This window comes from Enemella evansiae, from assembly GCF_004362375.1.
GTDB classification, from domain to species: domain Bacteria; phylum Actinomycetota; class Actinomycetes; order Propionibacteriales; family Propionibacteriaceae; genus Enemella; species Enemella evansiae.
The window spans coordinates 968301-987200 of record NZ_SNXA01000008.1 but is presented as its reverse complement, the minus strand read 5'-3'; the positions used below and the strand labels follow the sequence as shown (position 1 = coordinate 987200).

The following is an 18900-nucleotide window of genomic DNA, read 5'->3' as shown; positions in this document are numbered from 1 at the left end:
CGTGCCCGAGGACCCGCAGACCGTGCCCGATGACCGGCCGATCGCCGAGCAGGATCGGCCCACCGTGCTGCGCGAACGCGAACCGGCCCCCGCGCCGGCCCGGGCCCATGCCGGGCCGCCGCAGGACACCCGGCAACCGCCGCTCCCGGCGCAACGGGCCGCCGGGCCGCTGGTCCCGCAGCCCCCGGGGCCGCCGCCGGCGAAGCAGCCCAGCAAGATCTTCTCCGACCTGAACCTGAACGGTACGGTCCCGGCACGGATCCGCCCGAACATCGGCGCCTGGGGCCCCACCGACCTGCCCACCACCAAGCAGAAGAAGCGCTGGCGCTGGATCATCCCGCTGCTCTTCGTGATCGCGATCATCGTCGTGACGATCGCCGGGTACATCTTCTGGACGATGTACCGCTGAACGGATGACAGTCGTGGAGCCGGTCGGGGATCGGGATGACACGGTGCTCTGCCGAGCGATCCTCAGCGCTCCCGGCACGACGGGCCGGTAGGTGTGGCCGCCCGTTGATTCGCGATACCCGGTTGGAGCGATACGGCTTTGATGCCCAGGAAGCATCAAGGATTTGTTTGATGCCTAGGAAGCATCAAGGATTTGTTTGATGCCTCAGAGGTATCAAGCGCATCCTTGATGCTTCCTGGGGATCAGAGCACCATCGGCTTGCCCGGGCCCGGTGGGCGGGATGCGACGGCGTGACGGCCGGTCAGATCATCGCGGCCAGATGCCGCAACCGGGCCAGTTCGGCGGCGAGGAAGGCCGGGCCGCCGTGCCGACCGAGCACGACCGAGCGGGAACCGCGGAGCGGGGCGGCGGCGTAGGTGGTCTCGACCCAGCCGTCCACCCAGCCGCTGGGCAGCTCGCCGCTGCCGGTCTGATCCAGCGGTTCAAGCTTGGCCAACGCCGTGCAGTCCAGATCCGGCGCCATCGGGGTCGAATGCAGCACCGTGTGCGCCGCGCGGTCCACCAACACCGCCCAATGGGAGTGGAACACCACCGGCGCGGTCTCGGTCAGGATCGCCGCCGCATTGTCCGGGTCGGCCAGCATCCGCTCCAGCGCCTCGACATCGGACTGCAGCCCGGCGCCACCCGGGTAACGCGAGCACCACAGCGCCTCGACCCCACCGACCTGGGTGCAGGCGCTGACCGCGTTGTCGGGCATCACGTTGTCCGGCAGCACCACCATGAAGTCGTCGACCACGCGACCGTCCTGACGGCCCACGATCTCGACGGCCTGGATGTCGCCGCCGATCGTGCCGAGGGCGCTCGCCACGGCACCCAGGGCACCGGGGCGGTCGGGTAGGGACAGGCGGATCAGGAACACGCCAACAGTCTTGCATCCGGATGTGACGGGGCCGTTTCGCGTCGCGTTGTGGGATGGGGTACGCGCGGGTGTGGGCTGGTCTGGTCATCTCGACACGCTGCCCCGGCTCCGCTTCGCTGCGCCGGGCCAGCTACTCGATGACCGTGGGGTCGGCGGCCCCGGCTCCGCTTCGCTGCGCCGGGGCAGCTACCCGATGACCGTGGCGAGCGCAGCGCTGACTACCGCGCGCGCGATAAGGTCGCGGGTGATGAACAACAGCCCAGGAGGACCACAGGTGGAGAGCGTGTCGTTGACCGCGGACGATGTCGCCCGGCTCGGCCGGTTGGCGCGGATCGAGCTCAGTGCCGAGGAACTGGACGAACTCGCGCCGCAGCTGTCGGTGATCCTCGAATCGGTCGCCACGGTCAACGAGCTCGACACCAACGACGTGCCGCCGACCTCGCATCCCGAACCGCTCACCAACGTCTTCCGCCCCGACGAGAACACCCCCTCGCTGCCGGTCGAGGAGGCGCTCGCGATGGCGCCGGCCGCCGAGGACGACCGCTTCCGCGTCCCGCGGATCCTGGGGGAGTCGGCATGAGCGAGCAGACCAGCACCGACACCGGCGCCAAGGACCTGCTGCGCGCCGACGCGCACCAGCTCGTCCGGGCGATGGAGGCCGGGGAGACCACCTCCGAGGCCCTCACCACCGCCTGCCTGGACCAGATCGCCGCCGTCGATGGGGCCGTGCACGCCTTCCTGCACGTCGACACCGACCGTGCCCTGACGGCCGCCCGGGAGATCGACCGGCGCCGCGCCGCGGGGGAGAAGCTCGGCCCGCTGGCCGGCGTACCACTCGCTCTCAAGGACGTGCTGACCCAGCAGGGCGTACCGACCACGGCCGGCTCGAAGATCCTCGAGGGCTACCTGCCGCCCTACAGCGCCACCGTCACCCAGCGACTGATCGACGCCGGCCTGGTGCTGCTCGGCAAGACCAACATGGACGAGTTCGCGATGGGCTCCTCCACCGAGAACTCCGGCTACGGTCCGACCCACAACCCGTGGGCGCTGGACCGGATCCCCGGCGGCTCCGGCGGCGGTTCCGCGGCCGCGCTGGCCGCCTTCGAGGCGCCGCTGGCCATCGGTACCGACACCGGCGGCTCGATCCGTCAGCCCGCCGCCTTCACCGGAACCGTCGGGGTGAAGCCGACCTACGGCGGCACCTCCCGCTACGGGCTGATCGCGCTCGCCTCCAGCCTGGACCAGCCCGGCCCCTGCACCCGCTCGGTGCTCGACGCCGCACTGCTGCACCAGGTGATCGGCGGCCACGATCCGCGCGATGCCACCTCGATCGACGCCCCCGTCCCCGACGTGGTGAGCGCCGCCCGCAGCGGCGACGTCTCCGGCCTGAAGGTCGGCGTGGTCCGCGAACTCGGTGGCGAGGGGTACGCGCCGGAGGTCGAGGCGAAGTTCAACGAAACCGTTGCCCTGTTGGAATCCCTCGGCGCCGAGGTGGTCGAGGTCTCCTGCCCGCACTTCGAGTACGCGCTGGCGGCCTACTATCTGATCCTGCCCGCCGAGGCCTCCTCCAACCTGGCCCGCTTCGATGCGATGCGCTACGGCCTGCGGGTCGGCGACGACGGCGTCCGCTCCGCCGAGGAGGTGATGGCCGCCACCCGCGAGGCCGGCTTCGGTGCCGAGGTGAAGCGCCGCATCATCATCGGCACCTACGCGCTGTCGGCCGGTTACTACGACGCCTACTACGGCTCGGCGCAGAAGGTGCGCACCCTGATCAGCCGCGACTTCGAGAACGCCTTCAGCCAGGCGGACGTGCTGGTCTCACCGACCACGCCGACCACCGCGTTCCGGCTCGGTGAACGGGTCGACGATCCGCTGGCGATGTACAAGAACGACCTCTGCACGATCCCGTCCAACCTGGCCGGCAACGCCTCCGCGTCCTTCCCGGTCGGACTGTCCACCGAGGGCCTGCCGATCGGCTTCCACGTGATGGCGCCGCCGCGCGCCGATGACCGGCTCTATCGGGTCGGGGCCGCGCTGGAACGCAGCCTGCGCAAGCAGTGGGGCGGCCCGCTGTTGGACAGGATTCCTGCCCTGGAAGGAAGTCTGGCATGAGCAACGCGACGACCACCGACGTCGAACCGGTTGTCGACTACGACGAGGCGCTGACCCGTTACGACCCGGTGATGGGGCTGGAGGTGCACGTCGAGCTGAACACCGCCTCCAAGATGTTCTGCGGATGCTCCACCGCCTTCGGTGCCGCACCGAACACCCAGACCTGCCCGGTCTGCCTGGGCCTGCCGGGTTCGATGCCGGTGGTGAACGGGTCGGCGGTGGAGTCGGCGATCCGGATCGGGCTGGCGCTGAACTGCGAGATCGCCGACTGGTGCCGCTTCGCCCGGAAGAACTACTTCTATCCGGACATGCCGAAGAACTACCAGATCAGCCAGTACGACGAGCCGATCGCCTTCGACGGACACCTCGACATCGAGTTGGACGACGGTACGCCGTTCCGGATCGAGATCGAACGCGCGCACATGGAGGAGGACACCGGCAAGTCCACCCACGTCGGCGGGGCCACCGGCCGGATCCACGGTGCGGACCATTCGCTGCTGGACTACAACCGCTGCGGCGTACCGCTGATCGAGATCGTCACCCGGCCGATCACCGGCGCCGGCGAGCGGGCCCCCGAGGTCGCCCGCGCCTACGTCGCCGCGCTGCGCGAGCTGATGAAGGCGCTCAAGGTCTCCGACGCCCGGATGGAGCAGGGCAACCTGCGCTGCGACGCGAACCTGTCCCTGCGGCCCACTCCCGCCGATGAGTTCGGCACCCGCAGCGAGACCAAGAACGTCAACTCGCTGCGCTCGGTCGAGAATGCCGTCCGCTACGAGATCACCCGGCAGGCGGCCCGGCTGGACGCCGGCCAGCGGGTGGTCCAGGAGACCCGGATGTGGCACGAGGGCGACCAGCTCACCACCGCCGGCCGCTCCAAGGAGACCGCGGAGGACTACCGCTACTTCCCCGAACCCGATCTGGTGCCGATCGCGCCGTCGCGGGAATGGGTGGAGCAGCTGCGCGCGACCCTGCCCGAGGCGCCGGGCGTACGCCTGAAGCGGCTGCAGTCCGAGTGGGGCTTCAGCGACGCCGAGATGACCGACATCACCAATGCCGATGCGCTCGAGGTGATGGAGCAGACCGTCGCCGCCGGTGCGCCCGCGCCCGCCGCCCGCAAGTGGTGGCTCGGGGAGCTCTCCCGGCGGGCCAACGAGGCCGGGGTCGGTCTCGCCGAACTGGCGATCACCCCCGCCCAGGTCGCGGCGGTGCAGCGGCTCGTCGACGCCGGCACCATCAACGACAAGCTGGCCCGCCAGGTCATCGACGGGGTGCTCGCCGGGGAGGGTGAACCGGATCAGGTCGTCGCCGACCGGGGTCTGGCCGTGGTCTCCGACGACGGTGCACTGAGCGCCGCCGTCGATGAGGCGATCGCCGCGAATCCTGATGTGGCAGAAAAGATCCGGGCCGGCAAGGTGCAGGCCGCCGGTGCGCTGATCGGTTCGGTGATGAAGGCGATGCGCGGCCAGGCCGACGCCGGCCGGGTACGCGAGCTGATCCTGGAGAAGCTGACCTGAGATGTCCTGGGACAACGGACGCGAATGGGGTGACGACCGGGCGGAGGAGGAGCGGCCGGACGACACCGTGCTGCGCCCCGCCCGTCGCCCCGACCCCGCACCGGAACCGGACCCGGAAGCCGACCTGACCCAGATCCGACCCGGCCCGCCCCGGCGGGACGAGGTGGGGCAGTGGTCCGGTCAGCGCTACACCCGCAACCGGCTCACCGACGAGAGCCTGTGGGAGCGTACGCCGGCCGCCGGCCAGCAGCCGGCGGGTCAGCAGCCGGCCGGTCCGCAACAGCCGGGCCAGCCGCGACCCAGTCAGCAGCGGCGCACCGAGGAGCGGCACGGCCACCACCGCGTACCCGGCCGCGATGAGCCGCCGCCCGGATCGCCGCCGCCGAAGGTGGCCGGCCGACCCACCCGCCGGGTGCAGCTGATCGCGCTGGTGACCCTGGCCGGGGTCGCGATCCTGGCCGCCTGGCTGCTGAACCCGCGCGGTACCGAGCCGGATGCCGGCCGGGTGGCGCCCCGCCGGGCGGTCGCCGCCTTCGCCAAACCCGTCGAGGAGGCCAAGCTGCCGGCCCGGGTCGACGGCCTGCGGCGCGACACCGGCCGGGACGAGGCCAGGCTGCCGTTCGGCAACATCGACCGGGCGCACTACCAGCCCGTCGAGGGCCAGCCCGGTCCGGGCGCGGTCTACGCGCTCACCATGAACTCACCGGTCGCCTCGCTCACCGACCTGGATGCCCACTCGGGGCTCGGCAACCGCAACCGTTTCGGTCCGGTGAGCTGCGGCCGGGTCGACATCCGGGTGGAGTGCGTGACGCTGCTCAAGGGCGGGCTGCTGGTGGTCGTCGGCGCCGACCCGCAGGCCGACATGGGCCAGATGGCGGCGGTGACCACCGAGATCTACAACGCGCTGCCGGGCTGAGGCACCGCCTCGGCGAGGCGGCCCATCGCGTCCGCGGGATCGAGCTCGCCGTCGGCGATCACCGCACGCGCCGAGCGGATGAACCGCCGCCCCGGTTCGACGAGCGCGGGCCGCTCCCAGGCGACGGCCGAACCGATCCCGGGATAGTCACCGGTGCGCACGAACCAGGGGTCCGCCGCGGTCTGCTCGTCACCGGGGGCGAGCACGATGGTCGCCGGTCCGGTGGCACCCGGCGTACCGAGGAAGGTGGCATGCCAGGCGAGCCAGGGGGCGCGGCTGCCGTTGACCGCCCGCTCACCCGCGCCGTCGGGCGTACGCACGGTGATCTCCCGGCAGGCGGGGAGCCGCCAGAACCAGCCGCCGTATCCGGCCCCGGCCCGGCCGCTGCTGCCCGGGCTGCCGAGCGGGATCGGCCGGTCGGCCTCCAGTTCGGTGTGCAGCCGCAGCTCCCAGCAGTCGCCGTCGATCGGCAGGCAGGCCATCGTGCGCCGCTCGCGCAGCACCGGTTCACCGTCGCGGTCCAACCAGCTGAGCAGCATCGTCAGCTCCTCGGGATCCTGCAGCAGGGCATCGAGGCGCTGCACACCGTGATCGTCCAGCCACTGGTACCCGGCGCCTGGCCGGTAGCTGCCACCGCCCCAGAAGTTCGTCCCGGCGGCATCCGGCACGGTGAATCCCAGCCCCAGATGCCAGTCGTGATCGGCGGGGCGCCGCGCGGTCAGCTCCACCCCGGCGCGGGTGCGCACCGGGTGCAGGAAGGGGCGCGGTGCGGAATCGGGCACGGAACCGGCACCGCTCTGCACGGTCAGCAAGGGTCCGCGGCGGCCCGCTCCGGCCTCGGCCAGCACCGTGTCCCGGCCGGTGAACGCCCACGGGGCACCAGCCTCGGCGAAGGTGCCGTCCCGGTCGGCGGCCGCCCGGATCCAGTGCTGCACGTCCTGCAGCACCGGATGCGCGGCCGCGCCCTCCCCGACGACCTCGATGAACCGCTCCGGGATCCTGGTCGGCTCCGGTGCGGTCCGCAGCGCCTCCACGACCCGCATGAACGCCCCGGTGTCGGCGAGCGGAGCCAGCAGCGGTACGCCGGTGGCGCGGGCAGCGAGCAGGTTCTCCAGCAGATCGGTGCGCCCGGTGCCCCGCACCGCACCGTCCGGGCCGGTCACCTGGTCGAGGATGTAGCTGAGGGTGAGCGTGCCGTGCTCGCCGACCACCTCGACCAGCGGCGGCGGTTCCCCCTCACCGGGGCCGCTGAGCGTCAGCGCCGCGCTGACCGTCGGCGCCTCGGCTCCGGTGGCCGGTACGATCCGCAGCGCGGTGGTGTCGTCGGTGTCGATCGCGGTGGTCCGGTACGCGTCCACCACGACCTCGGTGACATCCTCGGCGCGGCGCAGGCCGGCGATCCGCAGGGCGGTGGCGACCGCGTGGGCCAGGGGATTGGTGGCGACCCCGTCCATCACATCGACCCCGTCGAGGTGCCGCCGCCCCGCCCACGGGGTGCGCTCCCAGTAGGCGCGGTGCCGCACCCAGTGCCCCATCGCGCGGACGTGCCGCACCGCACCGATGCCGAACTCGTCCCGGTCGATCAGCTCCAGCGCGTGGGAGCCGAGCGCCTGGAAACCGACCTGCACCAGCCGCCCGGTCTGCCGCTGCAGCGCCAGCAGTGCCTCCAGATCGGCCAAGCGGGCGAACGGCGGCTTCTCCAGCAGCAGGTCCGCACCCGCCCGCAGCGCCTCGGCCGCCACCGCCGCGTGCAGAGGGATCGGGACCGAGGCGATCACCACCTCGGGTACGCCGACCGCCTCGAGGGCGTCGGTGAGGCTGTCGAACAGCGGTACGCCCAGCCCGGGATCGCCGCCCAGCGAGCCGACCAGCGGATCGACGCAGGCCACCAGGCGTACCCGGCCCGCCGCGGCGAGTCGGTCGATGTTGGCCAGGTGGACGGCGCCGAAGCCGCGTACCCCGACCTGGATCACCGTCGGGCAAGGGGTTTCCCGGGCGGGGGTCATCGGCTCACCTCCGGTCGATGTCGGCCAGGGACAGTCCGCGGGTCTCGCGGGTGAAGACGGTGGCGGCCGCGGCCACCACGCAGATCGCCAGGGCGGTTCCGCCGATCACCCACGGTACGTTCGCGGTCCCCGGCGGGGCGATCGCCACGAAGATGCTGGGGAAGAAGGCGGCGATCATCAACCCGAGATTCTGCGAGACGGCGAAACCGGTGACCCGCATCCGGGTGGGGAACTGCTCCTGGAAGAAGGTCGCGAAGGTGGCGTTCCACATCTGGAAGAAGACCGCGTGCAGGATCAGCACGAAGACGATGACCAGCACCAGGTTCCGCTGCTGGATGGCCCACAGGTAGGCGAAGGTGCTCAACCCGCCGAGGAGCCCGCCGGCGATCATGAACAGCCGCCGGCCGTAGCGGTCGGACAGCGACCCGAACAGCGGGATGGTCAGGGCCGCGACGACATTGGAGATCAGGGTGACCAGCAGGAACTGGCTGGTGCTGAACCCGATGCCGTAGCTGGGCTGGGTGCCGTAGGAGACGCCGAAGGTGAGGGCCACCATGCCGAGCGCATTGGTGAAGGTCATCAGCACGCAGCGGAACACCGCACCCGGATGGGAACGCAGCAGGTCGACCAGCGGGAACGGCCGGCGCTCGGTGACGCCCTCGCGGGTCTCCGCGTCGGCGTACATCGGTGATTCGTGGACGTGCCGGCGGATCAGGAAACCGGCGAGCACCACGATCGCGCTGAGCAGGAACGGGATCCGCCAGCCCCAGGCGCGGAACGCCTCGTCGCCGAGGATGGCGGCCAGCGGCAGCATGATCGCGGTGGCCAGGATGGAGCCGATCTGGGTGCCCTGCAGGCTGAAGCTGGCGAACCAGCCGCGCCGCTCGGTGGCCGCCTGTTCGATGATCATCGCGTTCGCGCCGCCGAGTTCGCCGGCCACCGCGAAGCCCTGGATCAATCGCAGCAGGACCAGCAGGATCGGTGCCCAGATGCCGATCTGGGCATAGGTGGGCAGCAGGCCGACGGCGAAGGTGGACAACCCCATCAGCAGCATCGCGAACACCAGCACGTCCTTGCGGCCGCGCCGATCGCCCCAGGCGCCGAGGACGACCGCGCCGATCGGGCGGGCGATGTAGCCGACGGCGTAGGTGCTCAGCGAGGCGATGATCGCCACCGCCGGGTCATCGGTGCCGAAGAAGACCGAGGGTACGCCGAGCGCGGCGGCCTGGGCGTAGAGCGAGAAGTCGTAGTACTCCAGTGCGCTGCCGATCCAGCCGCTGAGGGCGGCCCGGCGGGCACTGGTCGGCTTCGCCTGCGGGTCGGCGGTGGGTGCGGTGTCTGGGACAACGTCTTTGTTGGTCATGGATTCCTCGATCATCCTCGATCAGCCGGATAGCGCTTTCCGAAGACTGTCGCACATATGTTGAGTCGATTCAACAGGGTGGCCGAAGATTCTCTGCGGGAAAGGGGTTCGGATTGCGCGGCCGAGGGCTGCGCCGTGCTCAGACCGAGAGGTCGGCCTCGCCGAGCTTCGCGACCGCCGCCTGGTCGCCGACCACGGCGACATCGGACTCCGGGCCGCGGCCGTAGGCGTAGAGCATCAGTTCCGAGGGCCGGCCGACGATGGTGACGATCTCGTTGCCCGGCATCACCCGGACGGTCTCCGGCTCATCACCGGTGTCCACGGGGCGGGAGCGTTCCAGCACCACGCCGACCGAGGCGCGGCGGAACAGGGCGCGGCCGATCAGCTTCATCCGGCGCCACATCCAGTCCTCGACCTCATCGGGCAACCGGCGCGGGCCGTCCGGGTCGTCACCGGCGCGGCGGACGTCCTCGTGGTGCACGAAGTATTCGACGGTGTTGGCCTCCTCGTCGACGCCGGGGAAGGCGAAGACCGACAACCGGGCCGGGCCGCGGCGGATCCGGTCGACCAGCTCGGCATAGGGCCAGCGGGCCTTCGTCTCGGCCATCCGGCGCTCGGTGAGACCGGCCAGCGGTTTGGCCACGATGCCCGGGGCGCCGAGCGGATCGGTCTCCCGGATCCAGAGGTGGGCGGCCAGATCATGGGTGGTCCAGTCACCGGAAAGCGTCGGCGCGTCGGGGCCGACCCGGTCGAGCAGGTCGCACAACTCGGCGCGTTCGGTTTTGGCGAAGTTCACGCCCCGAGCGTAGACGACGCGGCCCGTTCCGGTGTGCGGATGGCTTCGATCGGACGTGGGAGAATGGCGCGGTGAGTTCCGCCGACACCGAATCCCCGCTCGCCCCTGACGTGGCGGCCCTGCTGCGGCGTACGCCCGATGGGCTGGTACCAGCGGTGGTGCAGGACGCGACCACCGGCCAGGTGCTGATGATGGCCTGGCTGGACGACGCGGCACTGCACGCCACCCTGACCACCGGGCGCGGCACCTACTATTCGCGCAGCCGGCAGCAGCAGTGGGTGAAGGGGGAGACCTCCGGCCACGTGCAGCGGGTCCGCGAGGTGCGGCTGGACTGCGACGGCGACACCCTGCTGATCAAGGTCGACCAGACCGGTCCCGCGTGCCACACCGGCCTGCAGAGCTGCTTCGACAGCCACCTGCTGCTGGGGGAGGGCGAGTGAGCATCGGCATCACCCCCGACCTGGCCGGTTTCCGGGAGCTGGCGCGGGAGCGGCGGGTGGTCACCGTCGCCGCCCGGGTGATCTCGGACGCCGACACCCCGGTCTCGGTCTACCACCGGCTGGCGGCCTCGCGGCCCGGCACCTTCCTGCTGGAATCGGTCGAGCGCGGGGTCAGCTCGCGCTGGTCCTTCGTCGGTGTCCGCTCCGCGGCGACCCTGTCCAGCGATGACGGCCGACTGGTCTGGCAGGGGACCGTGCCCGTCGGGCTGCCCGGTGCCGAGGGCGGTTCCGCGGCGTACGCCGATGACCCGCTGGCCGCGCTCGCCGAGTGCCTGCGGCTGCTCATCCACGACCATCCCCAACCGGATCTGCCGCCGTTCGTCTCCGGTTTCGTCGGCCACCTCGGCTACGACGTGGTCCGCCGGCTGGAGAAGCTGCCGAACGACACCGTCGACGACCTGCGGGTTCCCGAGATCGGGATGATGCTGGTCGCCGACCTGGCCGCCCTGGACCACCGCACCGGTGAGGTCTGGCTGCTGGCGAATGCGATCAACTGGGACGACAGCGACGAGCGGGTCGACCAGGCGTACGCCGATGCCTGCGAGCGGGTCCGCTCGATGGTCGCCGACCTCACCCGGCCCCGCGAACCGCTGGTGCGGACGGTCGCCGCCGACCACCAGCCCGCCGCGGTGGTGCGGCAGCGCACCGACGCCGACCACGAGCAGGCGGTGCGGGACGCGATCGCCGAGATCGAGGCCGGCGAATGCTTCCAGATCGTCGTCTCGCAGCGGTTCGAGGTCCCGGACGCGCCGGACGCCTTCGAGATCTATCGGCGGCTGCGGTTGGGCAACCCGAGCCCGTATCTGTACCTGCTGCGGATGGCCGGTTACGACATCGTCGGCAGTTCCCCGGAGGCGCTGGTCACCGTCCGCGGCGGCACCGCGACCACCTATCCGATCGCCGGTACCCGGCCGCGCGGCAGCACCCCGGCCGAGGATGTCGCGCTGGAGCAGGAACTGCTGGCCGATGAGAAGGAGCGGGCCGAGCACCTGATGCTGGTCGACCTGGGCCGCAACGATCTGGGCCGGGTCTGTGAACCGGGCAGCGTCGAGGTGGTCGAGTTCATGGAGGTGCGCCGCTATTCGCACGTGATGCACATGGAGGCCGCGGTCACCGGGCGGCTCGCGCCCGGGCGGACCGCCCTGGCCGCGACCTTGGCCTGTTTCCCGGCGGGCACGCTGTCGGGGGCGCCGAAGGTGCGGGCGATGGAGATCATCGAACGGCTCGAGCTGACCCGGCGGGGGACCTACGGCGGGGTGGTCGGCTGGTTCGACTTCAACGGCGACTCCGACACCGCGATCGCGATCCGCACCGCGCTGGTCAAGGACGGTACGGCGTTCGTGCAGGCCGGCGGCGGGATCGTCGCCGACTCGGTACCGGCGCTGGAGAACGCCGAGTCGCAGAACAAGGCGGCCGCGGCGCTGCGGGCGATCGCGGCCGCGGCCGAGCTGCGCGAGCTGGAGCCGGGGGATCTGGATGGCTGAGCGGGTCGGATCCAGGAGCCGGACGTACGCCCTGGGTGGGCTCGCGCTCGGCTCGATCGCCGGGCTGATCCTGGCCTCGGTGAGCGGGGCCGGTGGGCCGGCCGGGGTGGTGCTGGCCGCGGCCGCACTGGCCGGGCTGGCGCTGGCGCTGATCCTGCGGCACATCGGGCGACGGGTGCTCGGGGTGCTGCTGGCGCTGCTCGGGATGGGCATGGTGGCTGGGGTGATCAGCGGCGGCCCGGCCGGGATCGCGCACTGGGCGTACGCCCTCTGCGGGCTGCTGGTGGTCGCCGGGTCGGTGCTGATGGTGGCCCGGGCGCAGCGCTGGCCGCGCCGCCCGGACCGGTTCGACCGGACCCGGGCCCGCGCGCAGACCTCACCCGATGACGATCCGAACGAGGTGTGGAAGGCGCTCGATGCCGGGCACGACCCGACCACCGCGGCACGTCCGGATGACAGCACCCCCGGAAATGCACGAGAATGACCGCGATGCCCACCGCGCAGACACCTGGATCGAAAGAGGACCGATGAGCCGCCGCCGCACCACCGTCAAGAACGTCCATCACGGCCGGACCCCCGCTGCCTGGACCGGTTCCATGATCGCGCTGGTCGCCTTCATCGTGCTCACCGTCGGTTTCCTCGCCGGTCCGGGCGGATTTCCCTCGATCAACGTGCCGATCTCGATCGCCGGCGGTGTGCTGCTGGTGCTCGCGCCGATCGTCGGCGGGATCATGAGCCGGATCGGGATGGGGCAGGACTGATGACCGTCCTCGACGAGATCATCGTCGGGGTCCGCGAGGATCTGGCCGAGCGGGAGCGTGCCGTCCCGGCCGCCCGGCTCGCCGAGCAGGTCGCCGGCGCCCCTGCGCCACGCGATCCGATGCCCGCCTTCACCGCCCCCGGGGTGAGCGTGCTCGCCGAGGTGAAGCGCGCCAGCCCGAGCCGCGGCGACCTGGCCCAGATCGCCGACCCGGCCGCGCTGGCCGCCCGCTATGCCGCCGGTGGCGCCGCGGCGATCTCGGTGCTCACCGAACGGCGCCGGTTCCGCGGCTCGCTCGAGGACCTGGTCAGCGTCCGGGCCGCGGTCGAGGTGCCGGTGCTGCGCAAGGACTTCATCGTCACCGACTACCAGCTGATCGAGGCGCGGGCCGCCGGTGCCGACCTGGCGCTGCTGATCGTCGCCGCACTGGACGATGCGCAGCTGCGGGACCTGCACGCCACCGCGGTCGAGCTGGGGCTGACCCCGCTGGTCGAGGTGCACGACGAGGCCGAGATCGAGCGCGCCGTCGCGGTCGGCGCCCGGCTCGTCGGGGTGAACAACCGCAATCTGAAGACCCTCGCGGTCGATCCCGCCACCTTCGCCCGTCTGGCGCCGCTGGTGCCCGAGGGGGTGTGCCGGGTGAACGAGTCCGGGATCACCGGGCCGGCCGATGTCGCCGCATCCCGGGCCGCCGGTGCCGATGTGGTGCTCGTCGGCGAGGCGCTGGTCACCGGGGACGACCCGGCCGCCGCCGTCCAGGCGATGATCGACGCCGGTCGCTGAGGTCGCCGGCCCGTGATCACCGTCGTCGACCACGATCCGGGGTGGGTCGAGGCCTTCCGGGGCCTGCGGGACCGCTATGCGGGTGCGCTGGACGTGGCCGGCGTACCGGTGGTCGGGATCGAGCACGTGGGCAGCACCGCGGTGCCGGGGCTGGCCGCGAAACCGGTCATCGATGTGGACATCATCGTCGCCGCCGAGCAGGTCGAGGCGGCCTCGGATGTCCTGTTGGGGTTGGGATTCCGGCCGCTGGGGGAGCTCGGCATTCCCGAGCGCTGGGCGTTCGCCCAGCCCGCCGACTGGCCGCGTACCAACACCTATGTGATCGTGGCGGGCAGCCTGTCGCTGCGCAACCACCTGGCGGTCCGCGACACCCTGCGCGCCGACCCGGAACTGCGGGACGCCTACGGCGCGGTCAAGCAGCGGGTGGCCGCCGCGGCCGAAGACCTGGACGCCTACATCAGGGACAAGAACGCGATCGTCCAGCAGATCCTCACCGCCGCCGGACTCACCGCAGCCGAACGCGCCGCGACCGATGCCAACCAGATCCCACCCGGCGCCGGCCGCCGCGTCCCGCGCTGAACCCGTCGGAAAGGTTGACGAGCCCGACCGGAGACACCTAGAGTCGCAACTGTTCTAGATCAGTTGTGCGAGGGGGGTGTGATGAGCGGGCGGGCGAAGTATCTGGTGATCGCCGAGCTGCTGCGCACCGCGATCGACACCGGCGAGCTCGCGCCCGGGGCCGCGCTGCCCTCCCAGCGAGAACTGGCCGAGGCGCACGGGGTCACGGTGATGACCGTGCGGCAGGCGCTGGCCCGGCTCACCGAGCAGCAGTTGATCGTCAGCGAGCACGGCCGTGGCACGTTCGTCGCGCCGCGGGCGTTCGCGCTGCCGCTGGGGCCGCTGGCCAGCCTGGTCGACGAGGCCGCCGCGGCCGGGCGGACGCTGACCACCACGGTCCTCGACCACGGCTCGGCAGTGCAGACCGGTGAGGCGGCGTACCTGATCCGACGCCTCCGGCACCTCGACGGGGAACCGTTCGCGCTGCAGACGTCCCGGTTGCCGCTCGAGGCGGCCGCACAGATCGACCCCGAACGGCTCACCGACCGCGCCCTGTACGCGGTGCTGGCCGAGGCCGGTCTGGAGGTCGTCGCCGCCAGCGAGCGCATCCATGCGGTCAACCTGGACGCCGACTCGGCCGCCCTGCTGGGCCGCGCACCCGGCACCGCCGCCCTGCTCAGCATCCGCGAATCCCGGACCGCCGACGGGACCACCGTGCTCACCGACCACGCGCAGATCCCCGGCGATCTCGGTGTGGTCAGCGCCGAGCGCGCCCGGCTGCAACCACTGCCCAGAACCAAGGAGGCGTCATGACCGACACCCGTACCCTGCCCGACGAGCGCGGACACTACGACCGCTTCGGCGGCAGCTTCGTGCCCGAGGCGCTGCATGCCGCGCTCGCCCAGCTCAGCCAGGCGTACGCCGATGCGATGGCCGACCCGGCCTTCGCCGAGGAACTCGACGCGCTGCACCGCGACTACGTCGGCCGGCCCAGCCCGATCACCGAGGCGCCCCGGTTCAGCGAGCACGCCGGCAACGCCCGCATCCTGCTCAAGCGCGAGGATCTCAACCACACCGGGTCGCACAAGATCAACAATGTGCTCGGCCAGGCGCTGCTGACCCGCCGGATGGGCAAGACCCGACTGATCGCCGAGACCGGTGCCGGCCAGCACGGGGTCGCCACCGCGACCGCGGCCGCGCTGTTCGGGATGGAGTGCCGGGTCTACATGGGCAAGGTGGACACCGACCGGCAGGCGCTCAACGTCGCCCGGATGCAGCTGCTCGGTGCCGAGGTGGTCGCCGTCGAATCCGGTTCGCAGACGCTGAAGGACGCGATGAACGAGGCGCTGCGCGACTGGGTCGCCTCGGTCGATGACACCCACTATCTGATCGGTTCGGTCGGTGGCCCGCACCCCTTCCCGATGATCGTCCGCGACTTCCAGCGGATCATCTCCACCGAGGCCCGCGCGCAGACCCTCGAACGCTATGGCCGGTTGCCCGATGCGGTGGCCGCCTGCGTCGGCGGTGGGTCGAACGCGATGGGCCTGTTCGCCGACTTCATCCCCGACGGCGACGTGCAACTGTTCGGCTTCGAGGCCGGCGGCGACGGGCTGGAGACCGGCCGGCACGCCGCCACCATCTCGGAGGGGAAGACCGGTGTCCTGCACGGCATGCGCACCTTCGTGCTGATGGACGAGGACGGTCAGACCAAGGAGTCGCACTCGATCTCCGCCGGCCTCGACTATCCCGGGGTCGGCCCCGAGCACGCCTGGCTCGCCGAGACCGGCCGGGCGAGTTACGAACCGGTCACCGACGCCGAAGCGATGGCGGCCCTGCGGTTGCTCGCCCGGACCGAGGGGATCATGCCCGCGATCGAGTCCGCGCACGCGCTCGCCGGCGCGCTGCGGCTGGGCAAGCGGTGGGCCGAGGAACGCCCCGACGAGGAACCGATGATCCTGGTCAACCTGTCCGGGCGGGGCGACAAGGACGTGGAGACCGCGATCAAGTGGTTCGGCCTGGACGGCAGCGTGGATGCGACCACCGGCGGTGCGGCGGCCGACGCCGACGCCCCCGTCTCGATGACCGGAAGCAAGGAACTGTGATGAGCGAGACGAGCACCAGCGACACCGCGCGGACCTTCGCACTGGGGCGTACCGGGAGGGTCTTCCGGCAGGCCGAGGCCGACGGCCGGAAGGCGCTGGTCGGCTTCCTGCACGTCGGCTATCCGGAGGTGGCCACCTCGCTGGCCGCGCTGCGGGAACTGGCACCGGCCTGCGATCTGGTCGAGATCGGGCTGCCGTATTCGGACCCGGTGATGGACGGCCCGGTGATCCAGCGCGCCGGCACCTCGGCGCTGACCCGCGGGGTGCGTACCCGCGATGTCTTCGCCGCCGCCGAAGCGGTCGCCGAGGCCGGCGGGAACGCGGTGGTGATGACCTACTGGAACCTGGTCGAGCACTACGGGGTTGATGCCTTCGCCCGCGACCTGGCCGCCGCCGGCGGGTCCGGGCTGATCACCCCCGATCTCACCCCGGACGAGGCCGAGGAGTGGTTCGCCGCCTCCGACGCCCACGAGCTGGACCGGATCTTCCTGGTCGCACCCAGCTCCAGCGACGAGCGGATCGCCAGCACCGTCGACGCCTGCCGGGGCTGGTTGTACGCCACCTCGGTGATGGGCGTGACCGGCGTCCGATCGGAGTCCTCGACGGCGGCACCGGAACTGGTACGCCGGATCCGGGCCCTGCGACCCGAGGTGCCGATCGGCATCGGGCTCGGCGTCTCCAACGGCGCCCAGGCGCGGGAGACCGCCGAGTACGCCGATGCGGTGATCGTCGGCTCCGCCCTGGTACGCACCCTGATCGACGCCGAGGACGCCGGTACCCCCGACGACCTCAGCGGCCTGCGCGAGGTCCTCGCGGACCTGCGGGCCGGGGTACGCGGCTGAGCCGTTCGCTCGACCAGGTCGCGCAGCGACCGTTGTTCCACGCTCCTCGAGTAGGTCGCGCAGCGACCTTCCCCACGCTCCTCGAGTAGGTCGGGCGGCCTTCCTCACGCTCCTCGAGTAGGTCGCGCAGCGACCGTTGTTCCACGCTCCTCGAGTAGGTCGCGCAGCGACCGTGTCGAGAGGAGCCCAGCGCTGATGGCCTGCGGAATTTGCGGCTCGATCGGGGAACTGGTCGATCTGGGCGCCGATCGTGAATCGAGCCGCAGATTTCGGTGGGGGTTCATCTCGACACGCCGACCATTGCTCCGCTTCGCTGCGCATGGTCGGCTACTCGATGAACGGGGTGGGGGTTGGGCTCCCACGCTCCTCGAGTAGGTCGCGCAGCGACCGTGTCGAGAGGAGCATCCTTGGTGCCGCTGGTGTCCTGGGGTTCATCTCGACACGCCGACCATTGCTCCGCTTCGCTGCGCATGGTCGGCTACTCGATGAACGGGGTGGGTGCTTCGCTGCGCGTGGTCGGCTGCTCGATGAACGGGGTGGGTGCTTCGCTGCGCATGGTCGGCTACTCGATGAACGTGGTGGGTGCTTCGCTGCGCATGGTCGGCCACTCGATGAACGGGGAGGGTCAGCGCAGGAAGGCGGTGATCTCGGAGAGCACCTCGGGGGTGCGGGTGTGCAGCAGATCGTGCGGGGCGCCGGGCAGGGTGCGTACCGTGGCGCGGGGGAGCAGCCTGGCACGGGTCTCGGCGGTACCGACGTCCTGGACCCCGGATCCACCGGCCAGCAGCGCCAGGGTCGGGAGTTGCAGCTCCCGCAGCTGACGCTCGGGAATGGTGTCACCGACCCGGGACCGATCCCGATGCTCGGCCAGCCCGGCGACCGCCAGCCGGCCGGTCGCGCCGCGCACCGGCGCCCCGGCATGCTGCTCCAACCAGGCCCGCTGCCAGCCCTCCGGTCGGTCCGGTTCCGCGCTCGCCCAGCGCCGCAGCCCCTCGCTGAGCGGCGGCTCGGCGAAGACCCGCTCCGGATCGATCAGGATCAGCCCGGCCACCGGACCCGGCCGGCGGACCGCCAGATTCATCGCCGCCCAACCACCGGTACCGGCGCCGACCAGCACGTACTCCCGGCCGGGCAGCTGGCCCAGCACCTGGTACAGCCAGTTCGCGGCATCCGAATCGCTCTCCAGCGGCCGTGACTGCAGGCTCATCCCGGCATCACCGAGGGTGTCCACCGCGTACACGGTCCGCTGCCGCACCAGCGGGCCGACCAGCGGCGCCCAGTCCGGGGTAGCCCGGGCCCGGTCGGCGAGCAGCACCAGGGCCGGCTGCTGCGGATTCGCCCCCGCGAACCGGTGCACCCGGACCACCCCGAAATCGGTCCGCAGATCCAGGCTCGCCGCCGGCGGCGGCAGGTCCCGCAGCGCATCGGTGTACGCCGCGGCGTACCGGTCGTGACCGGCGGCGGAGGTGAACTGCCCGACCCGCACCGCCGGCTGCAGCAACCAACCGGCCAGCAGCCCGAGCACCAGCAGCAGCACCGGCAGCCAGCGGTGCCGCCGGGGTGCGGCGGTGCTGCGGGTACGCGCAGCAGTCCGGCGCGTCGGCTGCCGGCCCGGCGAACTCTTCCGCGGCGGGGGCCTGCGCGGGGTCGCCTTCCGCGGTGCCGGCTTGCGGGTGGTGGACCCGGTGGACCGGGTGGCCGGGCGCGCGCCAGTGCCGCGCGTGGGCGTACGCGAGGTGCCAGAGGCAGGGGACATCGACAACTAACTCCTGGGGGCGGCCGCCGAGGCGGTGGGAAGTGGCCCGCAACGCCTTCATGATACGCCTCTCACCGGCC

General features: G+C 71.7%; 19 protein-coding genes. 14 read left to right on the top strand and 5 right to left on the bottom strand.

The window, feature by feature from the left end:
• Position 1: 1 nt before the first annotated feature.
• Positions 2-409, top strand: a complete 408-nt coding sequence (locus tag C8D81_RS21500; RefSeq protein ID WP_229237919.1) for a hypothetical protein — start codon at positions 2-4, stop codon at positions 407-409.
• A gap of 301 nt (positions 410-710) precedes the next feature.
• Here the strand turns inward: C8D81_RS21500 and C8D81_RS05310 are convergent, their stop codons facing one another.
• Positions 711-1328 carry an ACT domain-containing protein gene (locus C8D81_RS05310; protein ID WP_229237918.1) on the bottom strand — a complete coding sequence of 206 codons (618 nt, stop codon included), beginning with the start codon at positions 1326-1328 and terminating at the stop codon, positions 711-713.
• 247 nt (positions 1329-1575) lie between these two features.
• Here C8D81_RS05310 and gatC point away from each other — a divergent pair, with 247 nt between their 5' ends.
• The 4 genes from gatC to C8D81_RS05290 are packed head-to-tail and all read left to right on the top strand — an operon-like array spanning position 1576 to position 5870.
• Positions 1576-1908 (top strand): Asp-tRNA(Asn)/Glu-tRNA(Gln) amidotransferase subunit GatC, encoded by a 333-nt coding sequence (gatC, locus tag C8D81_RS05305; RefSeq protein ID WP_208109115.1) that lies wholly within the window; start codon positions 1576-1578, stop codon positions 1906-1908.
• Entirely contained in the window at positions 1905-3440 is a 1536-nt protein-coding gene (gene gatA, locus C8D81_RS05300) for an Asp-tRNA(Asn)/Glu-tRNA(Gln) amidotransferase subunit GatA (RefSeq protein ID WP_133625667.1), read from the top strand. Before gatC ends, gatA begins: the two co-directional genes overlap by 4 nt.
• Complete coding sequence (gene gatB, locus C8D81_RS05295) at positions 3437-4954, top strand: Asp-tRNA(Asn)/Glu-tRNA(Gln) amidotransferase subunit GatB (RefSeq protein WP_133625666.1); 1518 nt, start codon at positions 3437-3439, stop codon at positions 4952-4954. The genes gatA and gatB overlap by 4 nt, the downstream gene beginning before the upstream one ends.
• Before the next feature lies 1 nt (position 4955).
• A complete protein-coding gene (locus C8D81_RS05290) occupies positions 4956-5870 on the top strand; it encodes a hypothetical protein (RefSeq protein WP_133625665.1) in 915 nt (304 codons plus the stop codon).
• Here C8D81_RS05290 and C8D81_RS05285 read toward each other — a convergent pair.
• From C8D81_RS05285 to C8D81_RS05275, 3 genes are all read right to left on the bottom strand, one after another.
• A complete protein-coding gene (locus C8D81_RS05285) occupies positions 5849-7876 on the bottom strand; it encodes a DUF6807 family protein (protein WP_133625664.1) in 2028 nt (675 codons plus the stop codon). The two genes, C8D81_RS05290 and C8D81_RS05285, sit on opposite strands and share 22 nt — an antisense overlap.
• Before the next feature lie 4 nt (positions 7877-7880).
• Complete coding sequence (locus tag C8D81_RS05280) at positions 7881-9239, bottom strand: MFS transporter (protein WP_094401561.1); 1359 nt, start codon at positions 9237-9239, stop codon at positions 7881-7883.
• Positions 9240-9378: 139 nt separating this feature from the next.
• A complete protein-coding gene (locus tag C8D81_RS05275) occupies positions 9379-10035 on the bottom strand; it encodes a TIGR03085 family metal-binding protein (RefSeq protein ID WP_094357152.1) in 657 nt (218 codons plus the stop codon).
• A gap of 71 nt (positions 10036-10106) precedes the next feature.
• On the opposite strand from C8D81_RS05275, the gene hisI reads away from it, so the two are divergent.
• The 9 genes from hisI to trpA all read left to right on the top strand — a co-directional run bounded on the left by hisI (position 10107) and on the right by trpA (position 17064).
• Complete coding sequence (gene hisI, locus C8D81_RS05270; protein ID WP_094431696.1) at positions 10107-10475, top strand: phosphoribosyl-AMP cyclohydrolase; 369 nt, start codon at positions 10107-10109, stop codon at positions 10473-10475.
• Positions 10472-12019, top strand: a complete 1548-nt coding sequence (locus C8D81_RS05265) for an anthranilate synthase component I (protein WP_229119598.1) — start codon at positions 10472-10474, stop codon at positions 12017-12019. The genes hisI and C8D81_RS05265 overlap by 4 nt, the downstream gene beginning before the upstream one ends.
• Positions 12012-12503, top strand: a complete 492-nt coding sequence (locus tag C8D81_RS05260) for a Trp biosynthesis-associated membrane protein (RefSeq protein ID WP_094405158.1) — start codon at positions 12012-12014, stop codon at positions 12501-12503. The genes C8D81_RS05265 and C8D81_RS05260 overlap by 8 nt, the downstream gene beginning before the upstream one ends.
• 43 nt (positions 12504-12546) lie before the next feature.
• Positions 12547-12780 carry an HGxxPAAW family protein gene (locus tag C8D81_RS05255; protein WP_094357146.1) on the top strand — a complete coding sequence of 78 codons (234 nt, stop codon included), beginning with the start codon at positions 12547-12549 and terminating at the stop codon, positions 12778-12780.
• A complete protein-coding gene (gene trpC, locus C8D81_RS05250) occupies positions 12780-13562 on the top strand; it encodes an indole-3-glycerol phosphate synthase TrpC (protein WP_094428418.1) in 783 nt (260 codons plus the stop codon). The genes C8D81_RS05255 and trpC overlap by 1 nt, the downstream gene beginning before the upstream one ends.
• Before the next feature lie 12 nt (positions 13563-13574).
• The gene (locus tag C8D81_RS05245) at positions 13575-14141 is read left to right on the top strand and encodes a GrpB family protein (RefSeq protein WP_094357142.1); all 567 of its coding nucleotides are present in this window, start codon (positions 13575-13577) and stop codon (positions 14139-14141) included.
• Between the two features lie 81 nt (positions 14142-14222).
• A complete protein-coding gene (locus C8D81_RS05240) occupies positions 14223-14933 on the top strand; it encodes a GntR family transcriptional regulator (RefSeq protein ID WP_133625663.1) in 711 nt (236 codons plus the stop codon).
• Positions 14930-16222 (top strand): tryptophan synthase subunit beta, encoded by a 1293-nt coding sequence (gene trpB, locus C8D81_RS05235; RefSeq protein WP_133625662.1) that lies wholly within the window; start codon positions 14930-14932, stop codon positions 16220-16222. Before C8D81_RS05240 ends, trpB begins: the two co-directional genes overlap by 4 nt.
• A 41-nt stretch (positions 16223-16263) precedes the next feature.
• The gene (gene trpA / locus C8D81_RS05230) at positions 16264-17064 is read left to right on the top strand and encodes a tryptophan synthase subunit alpha (protein WP_407644069.1); all 801 of its coding nucleotides are present in this window, start codon (positions 16264-16266) and stop codon (positions 17062-17064) included.
• Positions 17065-17689: 625 nt separating this feature from the next.
• On the opposite strand, the gene C8D81_RS05225 is transcribed toward trpA, so the two are convergent.
• Complete coding sequence (locus tag C8D81_RS05225; protein ID WP_133625661.1) at positions 17690-18820, bottom strand: alpha/beta fold hydrolase; 1131 nt, start codon at positions 18818-18820, stop codon at positions 17690-17692.
• Positions 18821-18900: the final 80 nt, after the last annotated feature.